The organism is Clostridium sp. AT4 (assembly GCF_001517625.2).
GTDB lineage: Bacteria > Bacillota > Clostridia > Lachnospirales > Lachnospiraceae > Enterocloster.
The window spans coordinates 112,867-130,063 of sequence record NZ_LN999826.1; the positions used below are offsets into that span (position 1 = coordinate 112,867).

A 17,197-nucleotide genomic window follows, 5' to 3' on the forward strand; every position below is an offset into this window, starting at 1 on the left:
CTCAGCCTCTGAACCGGTTAATGCAGGCGAAAATTTCCTGAGGTCTGGGCATACACAGTCCCATGGCGGCATAGGAGCAGCCGCTCACAGCAGTGAGGCCGCCCTTTGCCGTCTCTTTTTGGATATAGGCAACTGTTTCGGCAACCGTATACCGTTCCAGAAGCTGCTTTTCCATACAGAACCGCAGGATCTGCGCCAGCGCCTGGGTCTGCTCACTGTCAATAAGCTGTTCTACAAACCTCAGTTCTGACGGGCGGCGTCCTACTTCTATAGAATCTTTTCCATATACCTTTACCTTGATCCGGTCATCCCGTCCGCCCTGTTCTCTGCCGCGGCGGCCCTCTTTTACGTTCATATCCTGTTTCCGATGATCTTTTTCCGCTTTTATCTGGAATTTTCTTCCTGCTTTCGGAAGTGTAAAGCCGGGAGCCGGCTCAATGGATGGCCGGTTGTCTCCGGCGCAGATTTCCTTTACCTTTTTTGTAATATCCAGGGGGACATAGGAGTCCATCTGGATAATGGTATCTGCAATATAAAAATAGGCTCCTGAGCTTCCGGCTACTAAAACGGTAGAAATGCCTGCCTTATGAAACAGATCTTCCGCCCGGTTGGTAAATGGAGTGATCGGTTCCTGGCTGCGGTTTATGACCTTCTGCATCAGATCGTCCCGTACCATGAAATTGGTGGCGGAAGTGTCCTCATCAATGAGAAACACCCTGCTTCCGCTTTCGATTCCCTCGATGACAGCGGCTGCCTGGGAGGTACTGCCGCTGGCATCCTCTGTGGAAAAGCATCTGGTATCCTTTTTGTTTGGAAGATCATTGATGAACATGGAAATGTCAACATTCCGGATGCTTCTTCCGTCCTCAGCCCGAAGCTTTAAGGCTGTGTCATCGGTGATCACAAATTCACGCCCGTCTCCGGCGATATGGTCGTATACTCCGGCCTCCAGCGCCTTTAACAGGGTGGATTTTCCGTGATACCCTCCGCCCACGATCAGGGTGATCCCGCGGCGGACTGCCATGCCGGAGCAGTTTCCGTGATGAGGAAGAGTAAGTGTGATCCGCATGGATTCAGGGGAAGAAAAGGGAGTGCTGTTTTTCATGGGCCGGCTGGATATGCCGCTTTCCCTTGGAAGAATGGCGCCGTCTGCCACAAAGGAGACAAGCTCCAGACGTTTTAATTCCTGACGGATAAAATACTGATCCTCTGCAAGCTCTGCCACGGCCTCTGGTTCATGGACCGGTCTGTTTTTATAAAAAAGCACCTGTTTTACACACTGGGGCAGAAAATCAAAGAGGATCCGTATCAGTTCACCGCTGTTGATGGTGCGGCCGTTTGCGGGAAAACCGGCTTCCAGCCGGATCCAGATTCCATCTGAGCAGCATTCGCAGGCAGTCCGTTCCAAAATTTCCGGTCCCGGACAGCTGATGGAAATAAGGCCGCTTTTTCCAGATCCCTTTGCTTTAAAATTGTACCGGGCGGTCTCCTTATAAAACCGGCGCACAAGATCGTCCTCAAAGGCTCTTTTTTTATGGGGAGCATCAAAAAGTGTTTTTGGATATCCGGCTTTTTGGTGGGTAATAAAAATACTCAGCTTGGAGGGAGAAGCAAAGGGGTCTCCCTGCACATGGTCAATACATAACTGGTAATCGCCAAAGTCATAGATGCCCTGGGCGGATTTATAGGCCGGATAGCTTTTCCGGTCAATGGATTCTAACAGACGTTTAAGCTCGTTTGATGATTTCATGCTTCCATACACCTTTCGCATCCGGAATTTTTCCCGGACTTTCAAGTATCATTTTAAGCGAACACACAGAAAAATGCAACGCCTGCAAACGTTCCTAAGGTTTTCTGCTGACCTTCAAAGGCATCCTGCACACCAGATTTCAGGGAGCCCTGCAAAAAAATATTCCCAAAACCAATAATTTGAGTTATAATAAAATAGAGTCGTTTTGTGTGGCTTTTTACTCCACAAAAGAAATTTATAGACTAGGAGACAATACATATGGAAAGAAAAGTAGGAACAATCTCAAGAGGGATCCGCTGCCCGATCATCCGTGAAGGCGACGATCTTGCTGCGATCGTGGTAGACAGCGTACTGGACGCAGCTTCCAGCGAGGGCTTTGAACTGCGTGACAGGGACGTAATCTCTGTTACTGAGTCTGTAGTAGCCAGAGCTCAGGGAAACTACGCTTCCATCGATGCCATTGCCGAGGATGTAAAAGCAAAGCTGGGCGGAGAGACCATCGGCGTTATTTTCCCAATTTTATCCAGAAACCGTTTTTCCATCTGCTTAAAGGGAATTGCCAGAGGCGCAAAGAAGATTATTCTGATGCTCAGTTATCCAAGCGATGAGGTAGGAAACGCCCTGGTGTCTCTGGATCAGGTAGATGAGGCTGGAATCAATCCTTACAGCGATGTTCTGGATCTGAAGCGTTACAGGGAGCTTTTTGGAGAAAATAAGCATCCATTTACAGGCGTAGACTATGTAGATTACTACTGTGAGCTGATAAGAGAGCAGGGCGCAGAGGCAGAAGTTATCTTTGCAAATAATCCAAGAGAAATCGTAAAGCACACCAAGAACGTTCTTACCTGCGATATCCATTCCCGTATGCGCACCAAGCGCATCTTAAAAGAAGCAGGAGCAGAGAGAGTCTGCGGTATGGACGATATCCTGACAGCTCCTGTTAACGGCAGCGGCTGCAACGAGAAGTACGGACTTTTAGGCTCCAACAAGTCTACCGAGGATACCATCAAGCTGTTCCCAAGAGAGTGCAGCGATCTGGTATATGAGATCCAGAAGCAGATCCTGGATCGTACCGGAAAGCACGTTGAGGTTATGGTATACGGTGACGGTGCATTTAAAGATCCGGTAGGAAAAATCTGGGAGCTGGCTGACCCGGTTGTTGCGGTTGCAAATACCGAGGGTCTGGAAGGAACTCCAAACGAAATCAAGTTAAAATATCTGGCGGACAACGATTTTAAGGATCTGTCCGGCGCAGCATTAAAGGATGCGATCTCTCAGAGGATCAGAGAGAAGAAGTCCGACCTGGTAGGGGATATGGCTTCTCAGGGAACAACTCCGAGAAAACTTACAGATCTGATCGGATCTCTGTGCGACCTGACCAGCGGTTCCGGCGATAAGGGAACTCCTATTATTCTGGTTCAGGGATATTTTGATAACTATACCAATTAAAGCAGGCTTTTTTCAGAGTGATGCAGCAGCCTGATGCTTATGTGGGGCAAAATCCGGCAGAGGTTCTCGCAAGGGGATTTCTGCCGGATTTTTACCAGGCTGCAGCGGCAGAGGAACGTACACAATATGGAATATATAACACATACAGACCAGACCCTGTCAGCCAGACTGGCTGCTTCGGAGCGGATCCTCATCGGGATCGGGCCAGAGTGGGGGCTAAAGTCTGAAAAAAAGAAAATCCGGGATTGCAGGCTTTCAGACCCGGAGCAGGCAGAGATAAAGGCCGCCTATGAAGCGCTGTACGAGATGGTGAAGGATAAGGATTACTATCTGGTCACGACTCTTACGGACGGAGCGGTTTATGATACGCCCTTTGACAGAGAGCGCATCACGGCTCCCTGCGGGAATATTCACTGGCGTCAGTGCAGCAGGGCCTGTACAAAGGATATCTGGGAGGAGGGAGAACTTCCAGATGAGTTCTGCCCCCACTGCGGCGCTCCTCTTGCGGGAAATACCATAAAGGAAGAAAACTATATTGAGGAAGGCTATCTTCCCGGGTGGAAGAGGTATCTTTCCTGGCAGGCCGGGACTGTGAACCGTACACTGACTATATTAGAGCTGGGAGAGGGCTTTGCTTCTCCTACGGTTATGCGCTGGCCTTTTGAAAAGATCATTTTCTTTAACAGAAAGGCTCTTTTGTACCGGGTCAATGAAGAATTTTATCAGATACCCAGGGAGGTACAGGAACGCAGCATTCCGGTGCATGGAAATTCTCTGGAATGGATTTTGAATGAAAAAACAAAGGAAGAGAGTGAGTGTGATGGCGGCAATATCCAATGACTGGCTGGGCCCTTTAAGCGGGGAATTTAAAAAGCCTTATTATAAAAAGCTGTATGAAACAGTAAAACATGAATATGAGACCAGAAAGATATTTCCCGATCCGGACGATATCTTCAACGCCTTCGCCTTTACACCTCTGGAAAAGGTAAAGGTAGTGATCCTGGGACAGGATCCCTATCACAATGACGGTCAGGCCCATGGCCTTTGCTTCTCCGTAAAACCGGATGTAGATGTGCCGCCGTCTCTTGTAAATATTTACCAGGAGCTTCACGACGATCTGGGCTGCTATATTCCCAATAACGGCTATCTGAAAAAATGGGCGGATCAGGGAGTGATGCTTTTGAATACGGTGCTTACGGTCCGGGCCCATCAGGCTAACTCCCACCATGATATCGGCTGGGAACAGTTTACGGATGCAGCCATACGGGTACTCAACGAGCAGGACCGCCCGATGGTATTTATCCTGTGGGGAAGGCCGGCCCAGGCCAAAGCCGCTATGCTGGATAATAAAAAACACCTTATTTTAAAAGCGCCTCATCCAAGCCCGCTGTCTGCCTATCGGGGATTTTTCGGAAGCCGTCCCTTCAGCCAGACCAATTATTTTCTCACGCAGAACGGTCTGGATCCCATTGACTGGCAGATTGAAAATATCTGACCGTCTGCAGAAGGCATGGGAGAGTGAGGAAACGCATACGATATACCGTCGGAAGACGGTTCTAAAACATACGGTGTAAAAAGGAGAAACTATGAGTTTGGTAGAAACATTAAAAATCATCGTACTGGGAATTGTGGAGGGATTTACAGAGTGGCTGCCTATCAGCAGCACCGGCCATATGATCCTGGTGGATGAGATCATCCGTCTGGACCAGCCGGAGGCATTTAAGGAAATGTTTCTGGTAGTGATCCAGCTGGGGGCAATCCTGGCAGTGGCAGTGATGTATTTTCACAGGCTCAATCCATTCAGCCCTTCAAAAAACCGCAGGCAGAGGGAAGCAACCTGGGCTCTGTGGATCAAGATCATCATTGCCTGCATTCCGGCGGCTGTTCTGGGGCTTTTGCTGGATGACTGGATGGAGGCCCATCTGTATAATGCCTATGTGGTAGCGGCAATGCTGATCCTCTATGGTATTTTGTTCATTGTACTGGAAAACAGTCCCATCACTTCCAGTCCATCAATCCAGAAGGTGGGACAGATTTCTGTGAAAACAGGCTTCCTGATCGGCGTATTTCAGCTGCTTTCGTTGATTCCCGGTACCTCCCGCTCAGGCTCTACGATTTTAGGCGCTATGATCCTGGGCTGTTCAAGAAGCGCTGCCGCTGAGTTTTCCTTTTTCCTGGGAATCCCGGTGATGTTTGGAGCCAGCTTTTTGAAAATTGTAAAATTTTTCCTGGATGGAAATTCCTTTACAGGATCTCAGATTTTCTACACGCTTTTAGGAATGGCTGTGGCATTTGGAGTTTCGGTTTACTCGATCCAGTTCCTGATGAGCTATGTCCGCAGACATAATTTCAAATTTTTCGGATATTACAGAATTATTCTGGGAGCTATCGTGCTGGCATACTTTGGTATTACGGCTCTCGCCGTATAAAAGGAATGCTCCGTTTCTGAACATCTGCCGGAACAGACGGATGGAACAGAAACGGAGCATTTTTTATTTATTATTCAACCATATCGGCAATCTCATAGATCAGGCGTTCGCTTTCCTCCCAGCCAAGACAGGGATCGGTGATGGACTGTCCGTAGCAGTGCTGTCCGATCTTATGGCTGCCGGGCTCGATGTAGCTTTCAATCATCAGGCCCTTTACCAGATGGCGGATATCGTTGGAGTAGCGGCGGCTGTGAAGTACCTCTTTTGCAATGCGCACCTGCTCTTTGTACTGTTTGTTGGAGTTGGAATGATTGGTGTCCACGATGCAGGCCGGATTTTTAAGCTCTCTCTGGGAATAGAGATCATAGAGCAGCCTTAAATCCTCATAGTGATAGTTGGGGCTGCACTGACCGCGCTTATTAACTGCGCCGCGCAGGATCACATGGGTGAGAGGATTGCCGGGGCAGCTTACCTCATCTCCTCGGAAGATAAAGTCATGGGGAAGCTGGGCTGCAACAACAGAGTTTAACATAACAGTCATGTCGCCGCTGGTAGGGTTTTTCATACCAACAGGTACGTCGCAGCCGCTGGCTACCAGCCGATGGTATTGGTTTTCAACCGAGCGGGCGCCGACGGCAATATAGGACATGATATCGGACAGATACTGCAGGTTGTCCGGATAAAGCATCTCATCGGCTGTAGACATACCGGTTTCCCGGAGCACACGCATATGCATATGGCGGATGGCAAGGATCCCCTGAAGCATATCCGGCTTTTTTTCGGGATCCGGTTGATGGAGCATACCCATATAACCTTCTCCAGTGGTCCGCGGCTTATTCGTATAGACTCTGGGGATGATGATCAGCTGATCCTTTGTAGCCTCCTGAACCTTTGCAAGGCGGTTCGCATAGTCGCAGACCGCATCCTCATTATCAGCGGAGCAGGGACCGATGATCACCAGGAATTTATTACTCTGGCCGGTAATGACCTTTTTAATTTCCTCATCTCTTTCTTTTTTTAAAGCTGCCAGATGATCCGCAAGAGGAAACTGTTCAAGAATCTCTGCGGGAGTTGGCAGTTCATTTACAAGTGTAAATCCCATCTCATATTCCTCCCTTTGTGTGTAAATTCGATAATGCAACATTATAATATACAAAAACAGATTCGTAAAGCAAAAGTGTACTGTCTTGACAAATCTATTTTACCTGCCTATAATAGTGATAATTTCATGAAATGGCTATGACGGGAAAAAGTAGTATTCTGCACAAGCATACAGAAAGCAGCCGGGGGATGAGAGGCGCATGGAAAGCAGGATATGAATACATCTCTGAGCTTCGCACCAAACGGACGGAATCTGCACAGGTTTTTCCGGCTCAGTAGGCTGCGACGGATCCGGCACACGTTATCGTGCCTGAGTATCTGCCGGCTGGAAGGCGGTTTATTTATTTTACGGCATGTACTTAAGGAGGCAGTCAGTGCGAGCTGGCTGTAAACATCAGGTGGTAACACGGGCTTTCTGCTCCGTCCTTTTGAACAGGGGACGGAGCTTTTTTAGTTCCATAGAGAAGCGAGGCTTATGAAATAAAAACGCTTCCCAGCCTGAAGCCGCCGAAACTGTAAGAAATCAGGCCTTTGCATGAAAATAGAAATATGGTAAAATAAAAACAGTAAAGGAGAGAAGACAATGCAGATCTACGAAGAACTGATTGCCAGAGGCTTAATTGCCCAGGTAACAAACGAAGAAGAAATCAAAAAAATGGTGAATGAGGGAAAGGCCGTATTCTATATTGGATTTGACCCGACCGCAGACAGCCTTCATGTAGGCCACTTTATGGCTCTTTGTCTGATGAAGCGCCTTCAGATGGCAGGAAATAAGCCTATTGCCCTGATCGGAGGCGGCACCGGTATGGTAGGAGATCCTTCCGGCCGTACGGATATGCGTACTATGATGACACCAGAGATCATCCAGCACAACTGCGACTGCTTTAAAAAGCAGATGAGCCGTTTCATCGACTTTTCCGAAGGAAAGGCCATGATGGTAAACAATGCTGAATGGCTGATGGATTTAAATTACATTGAGTTTTTACGGGAGATCGGTCCTCATTTCTCTGTAAATAATATGTTAAGGGCTGAGTGCTATAAGCAGCGGATGGAAAAGGGTTTAAGCTTCCTTGAGTTCAACTACATGCTCATGCAGAGTTATGACTTCTATGAGCTGTTCCAGCGCTACGGCTGCAATATGCAGTTCGGCGGCGACGATCAGTGGAGCAATATGCTGGGAGGTACAGAGCTTATCCGCCGCAAGCTGGGAAAAGACGCCCACGCTATGACCATTACCCTTCTGTTAAACTCAGAGGGAAAAAAGATGGGGAAGACCCAGTCCGGCGCCGTATGGCTGGATCCAAACAAGACTTCCCCATTCGATTTCTATCAGTACTGGAGAAATGTGGCAGATGCCGATGTGCTTAAGTGCCTGCGTATGCTTACATTCCTTCCATTAGAGCAGATTGACGAGATGGACAAATGGGAAGGCAGCCAGTTAAATCAGGCAAAGGAAATCCTGGCATTTGAGCTTACCAAGCTGGTGCACGGCGAGGAAGAGGCTGCAAAGGCACAGGAGGGCGCAAGAGCGCTGTTTTCAGCTGGAGGAAGCACCATCAATATGCCTACCAGCGAGCTGACGGAAGAGGATTTTAAAGAAAATGCCATGGATATCCTGACGATCCTGACGAAATCAGGACTGGCTTCTTCACGTTCTGAGGCAAGACGAAATGTAGAGCAGGGCGGCGTATCTGTAGACGGAGAGACTGTAAAGGATATTCACGCTGCCTTTGAAAAGGACCGTTTTGCCGGAGAGGGCCTTGTAGTAAAGAGAGGCAAAAAGAATTTCAGAAAAGTGATATTAAAGTAATGAAGCAGTGGGAGGAGGTGGCCGGATGAAAAAGGCAGGGATTCTGCGTTGCATGAAAGCGCTGGCTGCGGCAGCAACCTTAACCATCGTGGGCGCCTTTACCGCCCTGGCGGGTTCTGCCGGAAAAACGCCGGTTCCGGTAACGCTCCATCTGGATGTAAATAACCGGCAGACGGCCATCTATGACGGCTATACGTCCTATGTAATGGGAAACCGCGTATCGGATAAGGATACCTTTACCATTACAAAGGACAGAAATGATGTAAATCTGGATGAGATTGTTTTAAATTATTATCTCATCACCTACGAGGGAGATACTCAAAAGAGCCTGGAGTGCCGGGTGTACGGATTGGAGGAGGGAGAGAATTATCCGGTCGTACGCCCGGAAACACTGGCAAAGGAAAGCGAAAGCCGGCTCTATGATTCTCTGGAGCGGTGCTATGTTCTTGAATTTGCCAGAGGAGATGAGCGAAGATCCTATTATTTTATGCTTCTTCCCGAGGCAGAGATGCCTTCCTATCGGAATATCCATCTAGGAAGCTGGGAAAAGGATAAAAAGGGCTGGAGATATCTTTATCAGGAAAATTATCTTACCTCCTGGGCCTTGATCAATGACAGCTGGTATTTTTTCGGTATGGACGGCTATATGAAAACCGGCTGGCAGGAGTACAAAGAAAATTGGTATTATCTGAATCCTGATAATGGCGTTATGATGACGAACTGTACTATAGATGGATATCAGGTGGATGGAAGCGGTGTGAGAATCTGACCAGTTACATTAAAAAAGCATCCGGGCAGTCCGGGAACGGTATCGTTCCGGAATGTCCGGATGCTTTTTTAAATCTCTGTTTTATCCCAGAAAGCCCAGATGCTCCAAAAGGATTTTAAGCCCCATGAGGATCAGGATCAGGCCGCCGGCAAATTCGGCTTTTTTCTGATAACGGCAGCCAAATACATTTCCAATCTTAACACCTGCGGCAGACAGAAGGAAGGTAATGCTTCCGATAAAGAGTACGGCAGGCAGAATCCGGACCTGAAGGAAGGCAAAGGTTACGCCTACGGCCAGGGCATCAATGCTGGTTGCCACAGCCATCAGGGTCATGGTTTTTATATCCAGAGAGGGATCTGCTGCTTCTTCGCCGTTTTCAAAGGCTTCCTTTATCATATTTCCTCCGATAAGAGCCAGAAGCACAAAGGCGATCCAGTGGTCATAGGACTCGATGGTTCCGCTGAACTTGGAACCCAGCAGATATCCCAGAAAGGGCATAAGGCCCTGAAAGCCGCCAAAATAAAGTCCTACGATTCCGGCGTTTTTCCAGCTCATTTCCGGCATGGCAAGCCCCTTACAGACCGCTACGGCAAAGGCGTCCATAGACAGCCCAACTGCAATAATAAACAATTCCGTTAATGACATGATCATTTCCTCCCAAATGGCACAGTTTATGAAACAGTGTAGGAGAGGAACCGAAAAATGTCAAGAAAAATATAGGAGCTTGTAAAACGAATTTGCCTGTGCTAAAGTATAGCTGAAACGGAGGTAAATAGGATTATGAAAAAATCATATGAAATTGATATGTGCAATGGCCCGCTTTTAGGCAAGATCCTGCTGTTTTCCATTCCGCTGATGCTTTCCGGTATTTTACAGCTTTTGTTTAATGCGGCTGATATTATTGTAGTAGGAAGGTTTTCCGGAAGTACGGCGCTGGCGGCTGTGGGCTCTACCTCATCCCTGATCAATCTTCTGATCAACATTTTTGTAGGCTTGTCTGTAGGTGTAAATGTGCTGGTAGCCAGATATTATGGCGGACAGAAGGAAAGAGATGTTCAGGAAACCATACATACGGCGGTTTTGACGGCCATTTTAAGCGGCCTGTTTCTGGTTGCGGTGGGAGAGCTTGCCGCAGGCCCCATGCTTCGGATCATGGGAACCCCGGAGGATGTGCTGGATCAATCTGTGCTCTATATGCGGATTTATTTCCTTGGAATGCCTGTTTTAATGCTTTATAACTTCGGCGCTGCGATCCTCAGAGCAGTAGGAGATACCAGGCGGCCTCTTTATTTCCTCTTTGCCGCCGGAGCGGTCAATGTGGTTTTGAATCTGTTCTTTGTAATAGGCCTTGGAATGGGAGTGGACGGAGTAGCCTGGGCTACTGTGATTTCTGAGCACATTTCCGCATTTCTTGTCTTTAAGAGCCTGATGGCGGAAGAGGGAATGATGAAGCTCCATCTAAAGAAACTTACCATTCATATGGATAAGCTGAAGCGGATTGTGAAGATCGGTCTTCCGGCCGGTATGCAGGGCGCGATCTTCTCTGTATCCAATGTGCTGATCCAGTCCTCTGTCAATTCCTTTGGTTCTGTGGCCATGGCAGGCAATACGGCTTCTGCAAATATCGAGGGCTTTGTCTATACGGCTATGAATGCGGTTTATCAGACCAGCTTAAGCTTTACCAGCCAGAATCTTGGCGGAGGAAAGTACAGCCGTATTAATAAGGTAAAAAATATCTGTCTGGCTGTTGTTACGGCAGTGGGGCTGGTTCTTGGCCTGGCAGCAGTAGGCGCGGGCACTCATCTTCTGGGAATTTATTCTTCAGACTCTGAGGTGCTTAAATACGGGATGCTCCGTCTGGAGATTATCTGTGGGACCTATTTTATCTGCGGGCTGATGGACTGTATGGTAGGAAGCTTGAGAGGATTGGGATACTCGGTGATTCCCATGATCGTCTCTCTTACCGGAGCATGTGGTTTTCGTATTCTCTGGATTTTTACAGTATTTGCCGTTTACCGTTCACTGGCAGTTCTTTATCTGTCATATCCGGTATCTTGGCTCATTACGGTAGCGGCTCACATGGTTACCTTTAAACTGATCCGCAGGAAATTCCCCAAAGAAGATATAAAATAATAAATATTCTGAAAATTAGAAGCAAATACCCAAATATAACAGGTGAATATTATATAAAAATATAAACAATCACAATAAATATACACAATTTATAAAAAGACAAAAAATAATTAAAAATTACAAAAAGAGTCTTGACAAATCAGGGCTCTTTTTGTATAATAAAGTCAACAAAAGAGAAGAGAACACGAGATACAAAAGAGAATAAGGAGTTGTAGACAGTCAACTCAATGTAATAAAATCTAAGCAAAGGAGGTACGGACCACCAGAAAGAGAACGTTCGTTTCATTTATAAGCTAAAGTGATTTAGTTATAGATGAAACAGGAAAAGCACTCTGTGAGAGTAACTGCTCATACATAGTACAGACAGATGAAACGGAAATTGATTTAAGAAACAAAAGAAAGTCCAATCGATTGGTAAAAGAACTGCAGTCTTAAAGAAACGAAAGAGAATGTCTGTAATAAAAGATGGGAACAAGCAGATGATCGTATTTTCAAAGTGATCCATAAGCGTATCAAAGGCAATAAATGCCCGGTCTGGTGATATGACGAGAAAGTATCATCAGGACGGAGAGAGATACCGGATCAAAGAAAGAAAAGCAAGGTGGAAAATAGATCCGAAGCAAGTGAATATACAAAAGAGAGCAGAAGAAAACCAGAGTGGATACAATTAAATATAGAGTCACAAAAGAAACAATTGTTTCGAAAGAGAGGCTTGGTCCAATGGACGAGATAGTTAAAAGACGGATATCGTAATCGAGAACGTGGTTAGTCAAAGATTCGATATCCGTCTTTTGTTGTATTTAATATAGGGGATCACAGACCTTTTAGATCAAAGGGCGGCGTATATTCTTCTTTTGCGCTGCTTTTTTCCTGTATAAATCCCTCAGTAAGTCCCAGAGAGAGCGCTGCATCCACTACCTTCTGGTATTCATAGGAGGTGATCCGACGATTGATATCCGGATGGTCGCAGCTATGGTAGAAGGGGGTGTACTGGCTTAAAAGGCTTAACAGGTACTGGCCTTTTGGAAGCTCTCTGCTGACCCATTCCATCAGGGCGATGGAATCATCCCTGTGTCCGGGGAGAACCATATGGCGCAGGATTACGCCTTTTTTCATAAGCAGGAAGGAAGGCTGGGAGGGCTCCTCAGGGGCGTGTTCCTCAAATACCGGAGCGCCTGTCTGAAGGATCATCTGATAGATAGCACGGGAAGCGGCTTCAAAGTAGTTCCCGCAGTTTGACAGACGGGCAGAAAGAGCGCTGTCATGGTACTTTAAATCAGGAAGCCAGATATCTACATAATCCTTTAAATATTCTACGATCTCAGGACGTTCATAGCCGCCGCAGTTATATACGATCGGGATCGAAAGGCGGGAGCGAACCTGATCCAGAGCAGGAAGGATTGAGGGGAGAAACTGAGTGGGGGTGACAAGATTGATATTATAGGCCCCCTGATCTTCCAGACGGAGAAAGATATCAGCCAACTCATTAGAAGTCAGCTCCTTTCCGAATTGTTCGCTGCTGATGGGATAATTCTGGCAGAAGCAGCATTTAAGGGTACATCCGGAAAAAAAGACGGTTCCGCTTCCGCCTCTGGCCCACTCCGGCCCGCTCAGACAGGGTTCTTCCCATTTGTGGAGTGCTGCCCTGGCAGCCTTTAACTGAACGGTACATCCGCAGTAGCCGGTTTTGCGGCTGCGGTCAATGCGGCACATTCTGGGGCAGAGGGTACAGGATTCATAAGTGGGAAAACGGATCATGGCAAAAGCCCCTGCTCTTTGCGGTACAGATATCTTGGAAGTCCGTCCTCCAGAATATGCTGTGGCTGCCCTTGGATGAGCGGAAGAGCATAGGCGGTAAATTCCGGGCCGATATCGTTGTGATTGCCGGTGATCCAGTGAGGCGGGAAGGTCTTTTCCTTATTGCAGACATTGGAAACATCTGTAAGGCCGAAACGGATGGAATAATCCGCTCCTTCTTCGCGTTCAAAGGTGATCATCTTTGCGGTCACGCCCTCAAGTGCGGCACGGACTGCAAAGCGTCCGGCCTCGCTGGCTTCGTTAATGTCCGTAAGAGAGGAGATAAGGCTGCTGCAGCGCTGGTTTACATTTAATTCTACAGAGCGAACCTTGACTCCGAAACGGCCTCTGACATAGCTTTCGAGCAGCTTTCCGCAGCCTGTAAGCATCTTGTGGCCAAAGGTATCGACCTGAGCTTCAGTAGAGTATTCACATACCAGACGGCCGGAAGCATCGTGGATGCCTTCAGAAACACAGACAACCACAGCGGTGCTTTTCTTTAAAGCGCCTTCGATATCATTTAAAAACGCTTCCATATCAAAATCAGATTCCGGCAGATAGATGAGCAGGGGATTGTCGCCGGGAAACTTTCTTGCCAGGGCGCTGGCAGCAGTGACCCAGCCTGCATGGCGGCCCATGAGTTCAATAATGGTGACAGCCGGCTGCTGATAGACAGAAGCATCCAGAACGATTTCACGGACAGTAGACGCTACATATCGGGCAGCGCTGCCGTAGCCGGGGGTGTGGTCGGTTACAGGAAGATCGTTGTCAATGGTTTTTGGAACGCCGATAAAAACGATATCCTCTTTTGCCATGGCAGCATATCTGGACAATTTGTCTGCGGTGTCCATGGAATCATTTCCACCGATGTAGAATACAGCTCCGATATTCATGGCTTTAAATTTTTCAAATAACAAGGGGTATACGGAAGCATCCATATTTTCAGGAAGCTTATAGCGGCAGGAGCCCAGATATGCGGCGGGCGTCAGGCGCAGAAGTTCCAAATCCTCTTTGGAAAGCTCTGCGGAGAGATTTATGGTATGGCCGGACAGAAAGCCTTCGATGCCGTTTATCATGCCATAGACAGCTCCAATCTCATCCGGATGGGAAAGTCCTTCCTGGATCACGCCGTATAAGCTGGCGTTGATCACAGCTGTGGGACCGCCGGACTGGCCTACAAGTATATTTTTCTTCAAGGGAAAATCCTCCTCTCATGTATACAGTGATCGTCTGGACAGCTGCAGAAGAAGTCCAGATTCTTTTGTAAGTATATCTGATAAAAATGGGAAATGCAATCCGTTTGTGATATTGCATATAAAACCCGTATTTTTTTGTAACATATTTCCTATTGCATTTTAGGTAAAAAAATGATAGTCTGTATACAGATAAAAAAGTTGTATACAAACTCAAAAAGTTAAATACAAATATTTTAAAGGAGGAATCGGAGAATGGATATTCGCTATTCTGCCAACCAGAGGGATGTAAAGCGCTACACAACAGAGGAATTAAGAAACGAATTCCTCATCACAGATCTGTACAAGGCTAATGAGGTAGTTGCCGTATACTCTCATGTAGACCGTATGGTTACTCTGGGATGTATGCCTACTACAGAGAAGGTTTCTATTGATAAGGGAATCGACTGCTGGAAGAACTTCGGCACCCATTACTTTTTAGAGCGCCGTGAGATCGGTATTTTTAATATCGGCGGCGAGGGAACCATCACAGCAGACGGCCAGACCTTTAAGATGGGATACAAGGACTGCCTGTACATTACAAAGGGCACAAAGGAAGTTTATTTTGAGAGCACCGACGCTGAGAAGCCTGCAAAGTTCTACATGGTCAGCGCACCGGCTCATACTTCCTACACAACTACCTTTATTCCGATTGAGAAGGCTGCAAAGAGACCCTGCGGCGAGGCAGAGACCTCCAATAAGCGTACCATCAATCAGTTCATCCATCCGGATGTACTTAAGACCTGCCAGCTGTCCATGGGCATGACCGTATTAGAGCCAGGCAGCGTATGGAACACCATGCCGTCTCATACACATGAGCGCCGTATGGAGATTTATATGTACTTTGAGGTTCCGGGCGACAACGTAGTATTCCATATGATGGGAGAACCCACTGAGACAAGACATATTGTCATGAAGAATGAGGAGGCTGTGATCAGCCCGTCCTGGAGCATCCACAGCGGCGCCGGCACTTCCAACTATACCTTTATCTGGGCTATGGGTGGAGAGAACATGGAGTTCGACGATATGGATACCATGATGCCAAACGAGATGATGTAAGTTCATCCGAACGATTCTGTTAAAAATATATGGAGGATAAAGAAATGGCTGATTATTTAAACAACTTTTCACTTGAAGGCAAGGTAGCCCTGGTAACAGGCGCTTCCTACGGCATCGGCTTTGCAATCGCAAAGGCAATGGCAGGCGCAGGCGCTACCATCGTTTTCAACGATATCAAGCAGGAACTGGTAGATAAGGGAATCGCAGCGTACAAGGAAGAGGGCATCGAGGCTCACGGCTATGTATGCGACGTAACCAATGAGGACGCAGTAAACGCGATGGTTGCTCAGATCGAGGCAGAGGTAGGCGTAGTTGATATCCTGGTAAATAACGCAGGAATCATCAAGAGAATCCCAATGTGCGAGATGAGTGCAGCTGAGTTCCGCCAGGTAATCGATGTTGACTTAAACGCTCCGTTTATTGTTTCCAAGGCTGTTATCCCAAGCATGATCAAGAAGGGCCACGGAAAGATCATCAACATCTGCTCCATGATGAGTGAGCTGGGCCGTGAGACCGTATCTGCTTATGCAGCAGCTAAGGGCGGCTTAAAGATGCTGACAAAGAACATTGCTTCTGAGTACGGTGAGTACAATATCCAGTGTAACGGTATCGGACCTGGCTATATCGCTACTCCCCAGACAGCTCCTCTGCGTGAGATCCAGCCAGACGGCTCCAGACATCCATTTGACCAGTTCATCGTTTCCAAGACTCCTGCAGGACGATGGGGTGAGGCTGAGGATCTGGGCGGACCTGCAGTATTCCTGGCATCTGATGCTTCCAATTTTGTAAATGGTCTGGTACTGTATGTAGACGGCGGTATCCTGGCTTACATCGGCAAGCAGCCTAAGTAATCGATTACGCAATTAAACCAATAAAACCAATCAGGGCCCGTCATGCCATGACCGCATGGCGGGTCCTGATTCATCTGAGAAAAGGAACAGGGGTGCTGCATGGGAGAAGTGAATTTTAAAAACAGAGGGGAACTGGTTTTTGAAACCTTAAAGCGGGAGATACTGGATCTGAAGCTGAAACCAGGCTGCCTGATCAGCGAAAGTGATATCTGTGAGCGGTTTGGCGTGTCGCGGACTCCGGTGCGGGACGCCCTGCGTCTTTTGCAGGAACAGGGATTTGCGGAGACGATTCCCTATCGGGGAACGTATGTGACTCTTTTGAGCCTGGATAATATCAAGCAGATGATCTATATGAGGGTAGCGGTGGAAACCATGGTTTTAAGGGATTTTATGGAAATCCAGACGCCCATGGTGATGGAGGAAATCCGTCATGCCATTGCCGTTCAGAAGGCCTTGATCCAGACGCCGGGGTTTGAACCGGAACAGTTTTACCGCATGGACGCCCAGATGCACTCTCTCTGGTTCACAGCTGTAAAGCGACAGAAGCTCTGGGATATGCTCCAGGCCCAGCAGCTTCATTATACCCGGTTTCGTATGCTGGATTTTATTACAGAAACAGATTTTCCAAGGATTATCGGAGAGCATGAGCAGCTGTTTGAGCTGATCTGCAAAAAAGATCTTTCCGGCCTGGAACAGGTATTAAAAGATCACCTCTACTACAGTATGAAGCGGATGCGTCATTCTATAGAGGTGGATTATAAGGACTATTTTGAAGAAGAACCAGAAGAGAATCGGTTTGTCATTTAATGGCAGGCCG

General features: G+C 47.5%; 15 protein-coding genes. 10 read left to right on the forward strand and 5 right to left on the reverse strand.

The window, feature by feature from the left end:
- Position 1 precedes the first annotated feature (1 nt).
- Positions 2-1,750, reverse strand: coding sequence for an ABC-ATPase domain-containing protein (locus BN3656_RS02365; protein WP_066544026.1), 1,749 nt, complete (start codon positions 1,748-1,750; stop codon positions 2-4).
- Positions 1,751-2,008: 258 nt separating this feature from the next.
- Between BN3656_RS02365 and BN3656_RS02370 the strand changes: the two genes are divergently transcribed.
- From BN3656_RS02370 to BN3656_RS02385, 4 genes are all read left to right on the forward strand, one after another.
- Positions 2,009-3,199, forward strand: coding sequence for a coenzyme F420-0:L-glutamate ligase (locus BN3656_RS02370; RefSeq protein ID WP_066543719.1), 1,191 nt, complete (start codon positions 2,009-2,011; stop codon positions 3,197-3,199).
- Positions 3,200-3,325: 126 nt separating this feature from the next.
- Positions 3,326-4,039 carry a hypothetical protein gene (locus tag BN3656_RS02375; RefSeq protein WP_066543720.1) on the forward strand — a complete coding sequence of 238 codons (714 nt, stop codon included), beginning with the start codon at positions 3,326-3,328 and terminating at the stop codon, positions 4,037-4,039.
- Positions 4,020-4,694 (forward strand): uracil-DNA glycosylase, encoded by a 675-nt coding sequence (locus tag BN3656_RS02380; RefSeq protein ID WP_066543722.1) that lies wholly within the window; start codon positions 4,020-4,022, stop codon positions 4,692-4,694. Before BN3656_RS02375 ends, BN3656_RS02380 begins: the two co-directional genes overlap by 20 nt.
- Before the next feature lie 91 nt (positions 4,695-4,785).
- Entirely contained in the window at positions 4,786-5,628 is an 843-nt protein-coding gene (locus BN3656_RS02385; RefSeq protein WP_066543724.1) for an undecaprenyl-diphosphate phosphatase, read from the forward strand.
- A 70-nt stretch (positions 5,629-5,698) separates the two neighbouring features.
- Here the strand turns inward: BN3656_RS02385 and BN3656_RS02390 are convergent, their stop codons facing one another.
- Positions 5,699-6,730: a 3-deoxy-7-phosphoheptulonate synthase gene (locus BN3656_RS02390; RefSeq protein WP_066543726.1), complete on the reverse strand. Its 1,032-nt coding sequence runs from the start codon at positions 6,728-6,730 to the stop codon at positions 5,699-5,701.
- Between the two features lie 582 nt (positions 6,731-7,312).
- Between BN3656_RS02390 and tyrS the strand changes: the two genes are divergently transcribed.
- Both tyrS and BN3656_RS02400 read left to right on the forward strand, forming a co-directional pair.
- A complete protein-coding gene (gene tyrS / locus BN3656_RS02395; RefSeq protein WP_066543728.1) occupies positions 7,313-8,539 on the forward strand; it encodes a tyrosine--tRNA ligase in 1,227 nt (408 codons plus the stop codon).
- A 25-nt stretch (positions 8,540-8,564) separates the two neighbouring features.
- Positions 8,565-9,308: a hypothetical protein gene (locus BN3656_RS02400; protein ID WP_066543729.1), complete on the forward strand. Its 744-nt coding sequence runs from the start codon at positions 8,565-8,567 to the stop codon at positions 9,306-9,308.
- An 81-nt stretch (positions 9,309-9,389) separates the two neighbouring features.
- Here the strand turns inward: BN3656_RS02400 and BN3656_RS02405 are convergent, their stop codons facing one another.
- The gene (locus BN3656_RS02405) at positions 9,390-9,953 is read right to left on the reverse strand and encodes a manganese efflux pump MntP family protein (RefSeq protein ID WP_066543730.1); all 564 of its coding nucleotides are present in this window, start codon (positions 9,951-9,953) and stop codon (positions 9,390-9,392) included.
- 135 nt (positions 9,954-10,088) lie between these two features.
- Here BN3656_RS02405 and BN3656_RS02410 point away from each other — a divergent pair, with 135 nt between their 5' ends.
- A complete protein-coding gene (locus BN3656_RS02410) occupies positions 10,089-11,441 on the forward strand; it encodes an MATE family efflux transporter (protein ID WP_066543733.1) in 1,353 nt (450 codons plus the stop codon).
- Between the two features lie 813 nt (positions 11,442-12,254).
- Here BN3656_RS02410 and BN3656_RS02415 read toward each other — a convergent pair.
- Together BN3656_RS02415 and BN3656_RS02420 are read right to left on the reverse strand one after the other, a co-directional pair.
- On the reverse strand, positions 12,255-13,199 hold the full coding sequence (locus BN3656_RS02415) for a radical SAM protein (RefSeq protein ID WP_066543735.1): 945 nt from the start codon (positions 13,197-13,199) through the stop codon (positions 12,255-12,257).
- On the reverse strand, positions 13,196-14,434 hold the full coding sequence (locus BN3656_RS02420; RefSeq protein WP_066543737.1) for a 6-phosphofructokinase: 1,239 nt from the start codon (positions 14,432-14,434) through the stop codon (positions 13,196-13,198). Before BN3656_RS02420 ends, BN3656_RS02415 begins: the two co-directional genes overlap by 4 nt.
- Before the next feature lie 252 nt (positions 14,435-14,686).
- On the opposite strand from BN3656_RS02420, the gene kduI reads away from it, so the two are divergent.
- From kduI to BN3656_RS02435, 3 genes are all read left to right on the forward strand, one after another.
- The gene (gene kduI / locus BN3656_RS02425; protein ID WP_066543739.1) at positions 14,687-15,529 is read left to right on the forward strand and encodes a 5-dehydro-4-deoxy-D-glucuronate isomerase; all 843 of its coding nucleotides are present in this window, start codon (positions 14,687-14,689) and stop codon (positions 15,527-15,529) included.
- A 44-nt stretch (positions 15,530-15,573) separates the two neighbouring features.
- Complete coding sequence (locus BN3656_RS02430; RefSeq protein WP_066543741.1) at positions 15,574-16,380, forward strand: gluconate 5-dehydrogenase; 807 nt, start codon at positions 15,574-15,576, stop codon at positions 16,378-16,380.
- Between the two features lie 99 nt (positions 16,381-16,479).
- On the forward strand, positions 16,480-17,187 hold the full coding sequence (locus BN3656_RS02435) for a GntR family transcriptional regulator (RefSeq protein WP_066543743.1): 708 nt from the start codon (positions 16,480-16,482) through the stop codon (positions 17,185-17,187).
- Positions 17,188-17,197 lie beyond the last annotated feature (10 nt).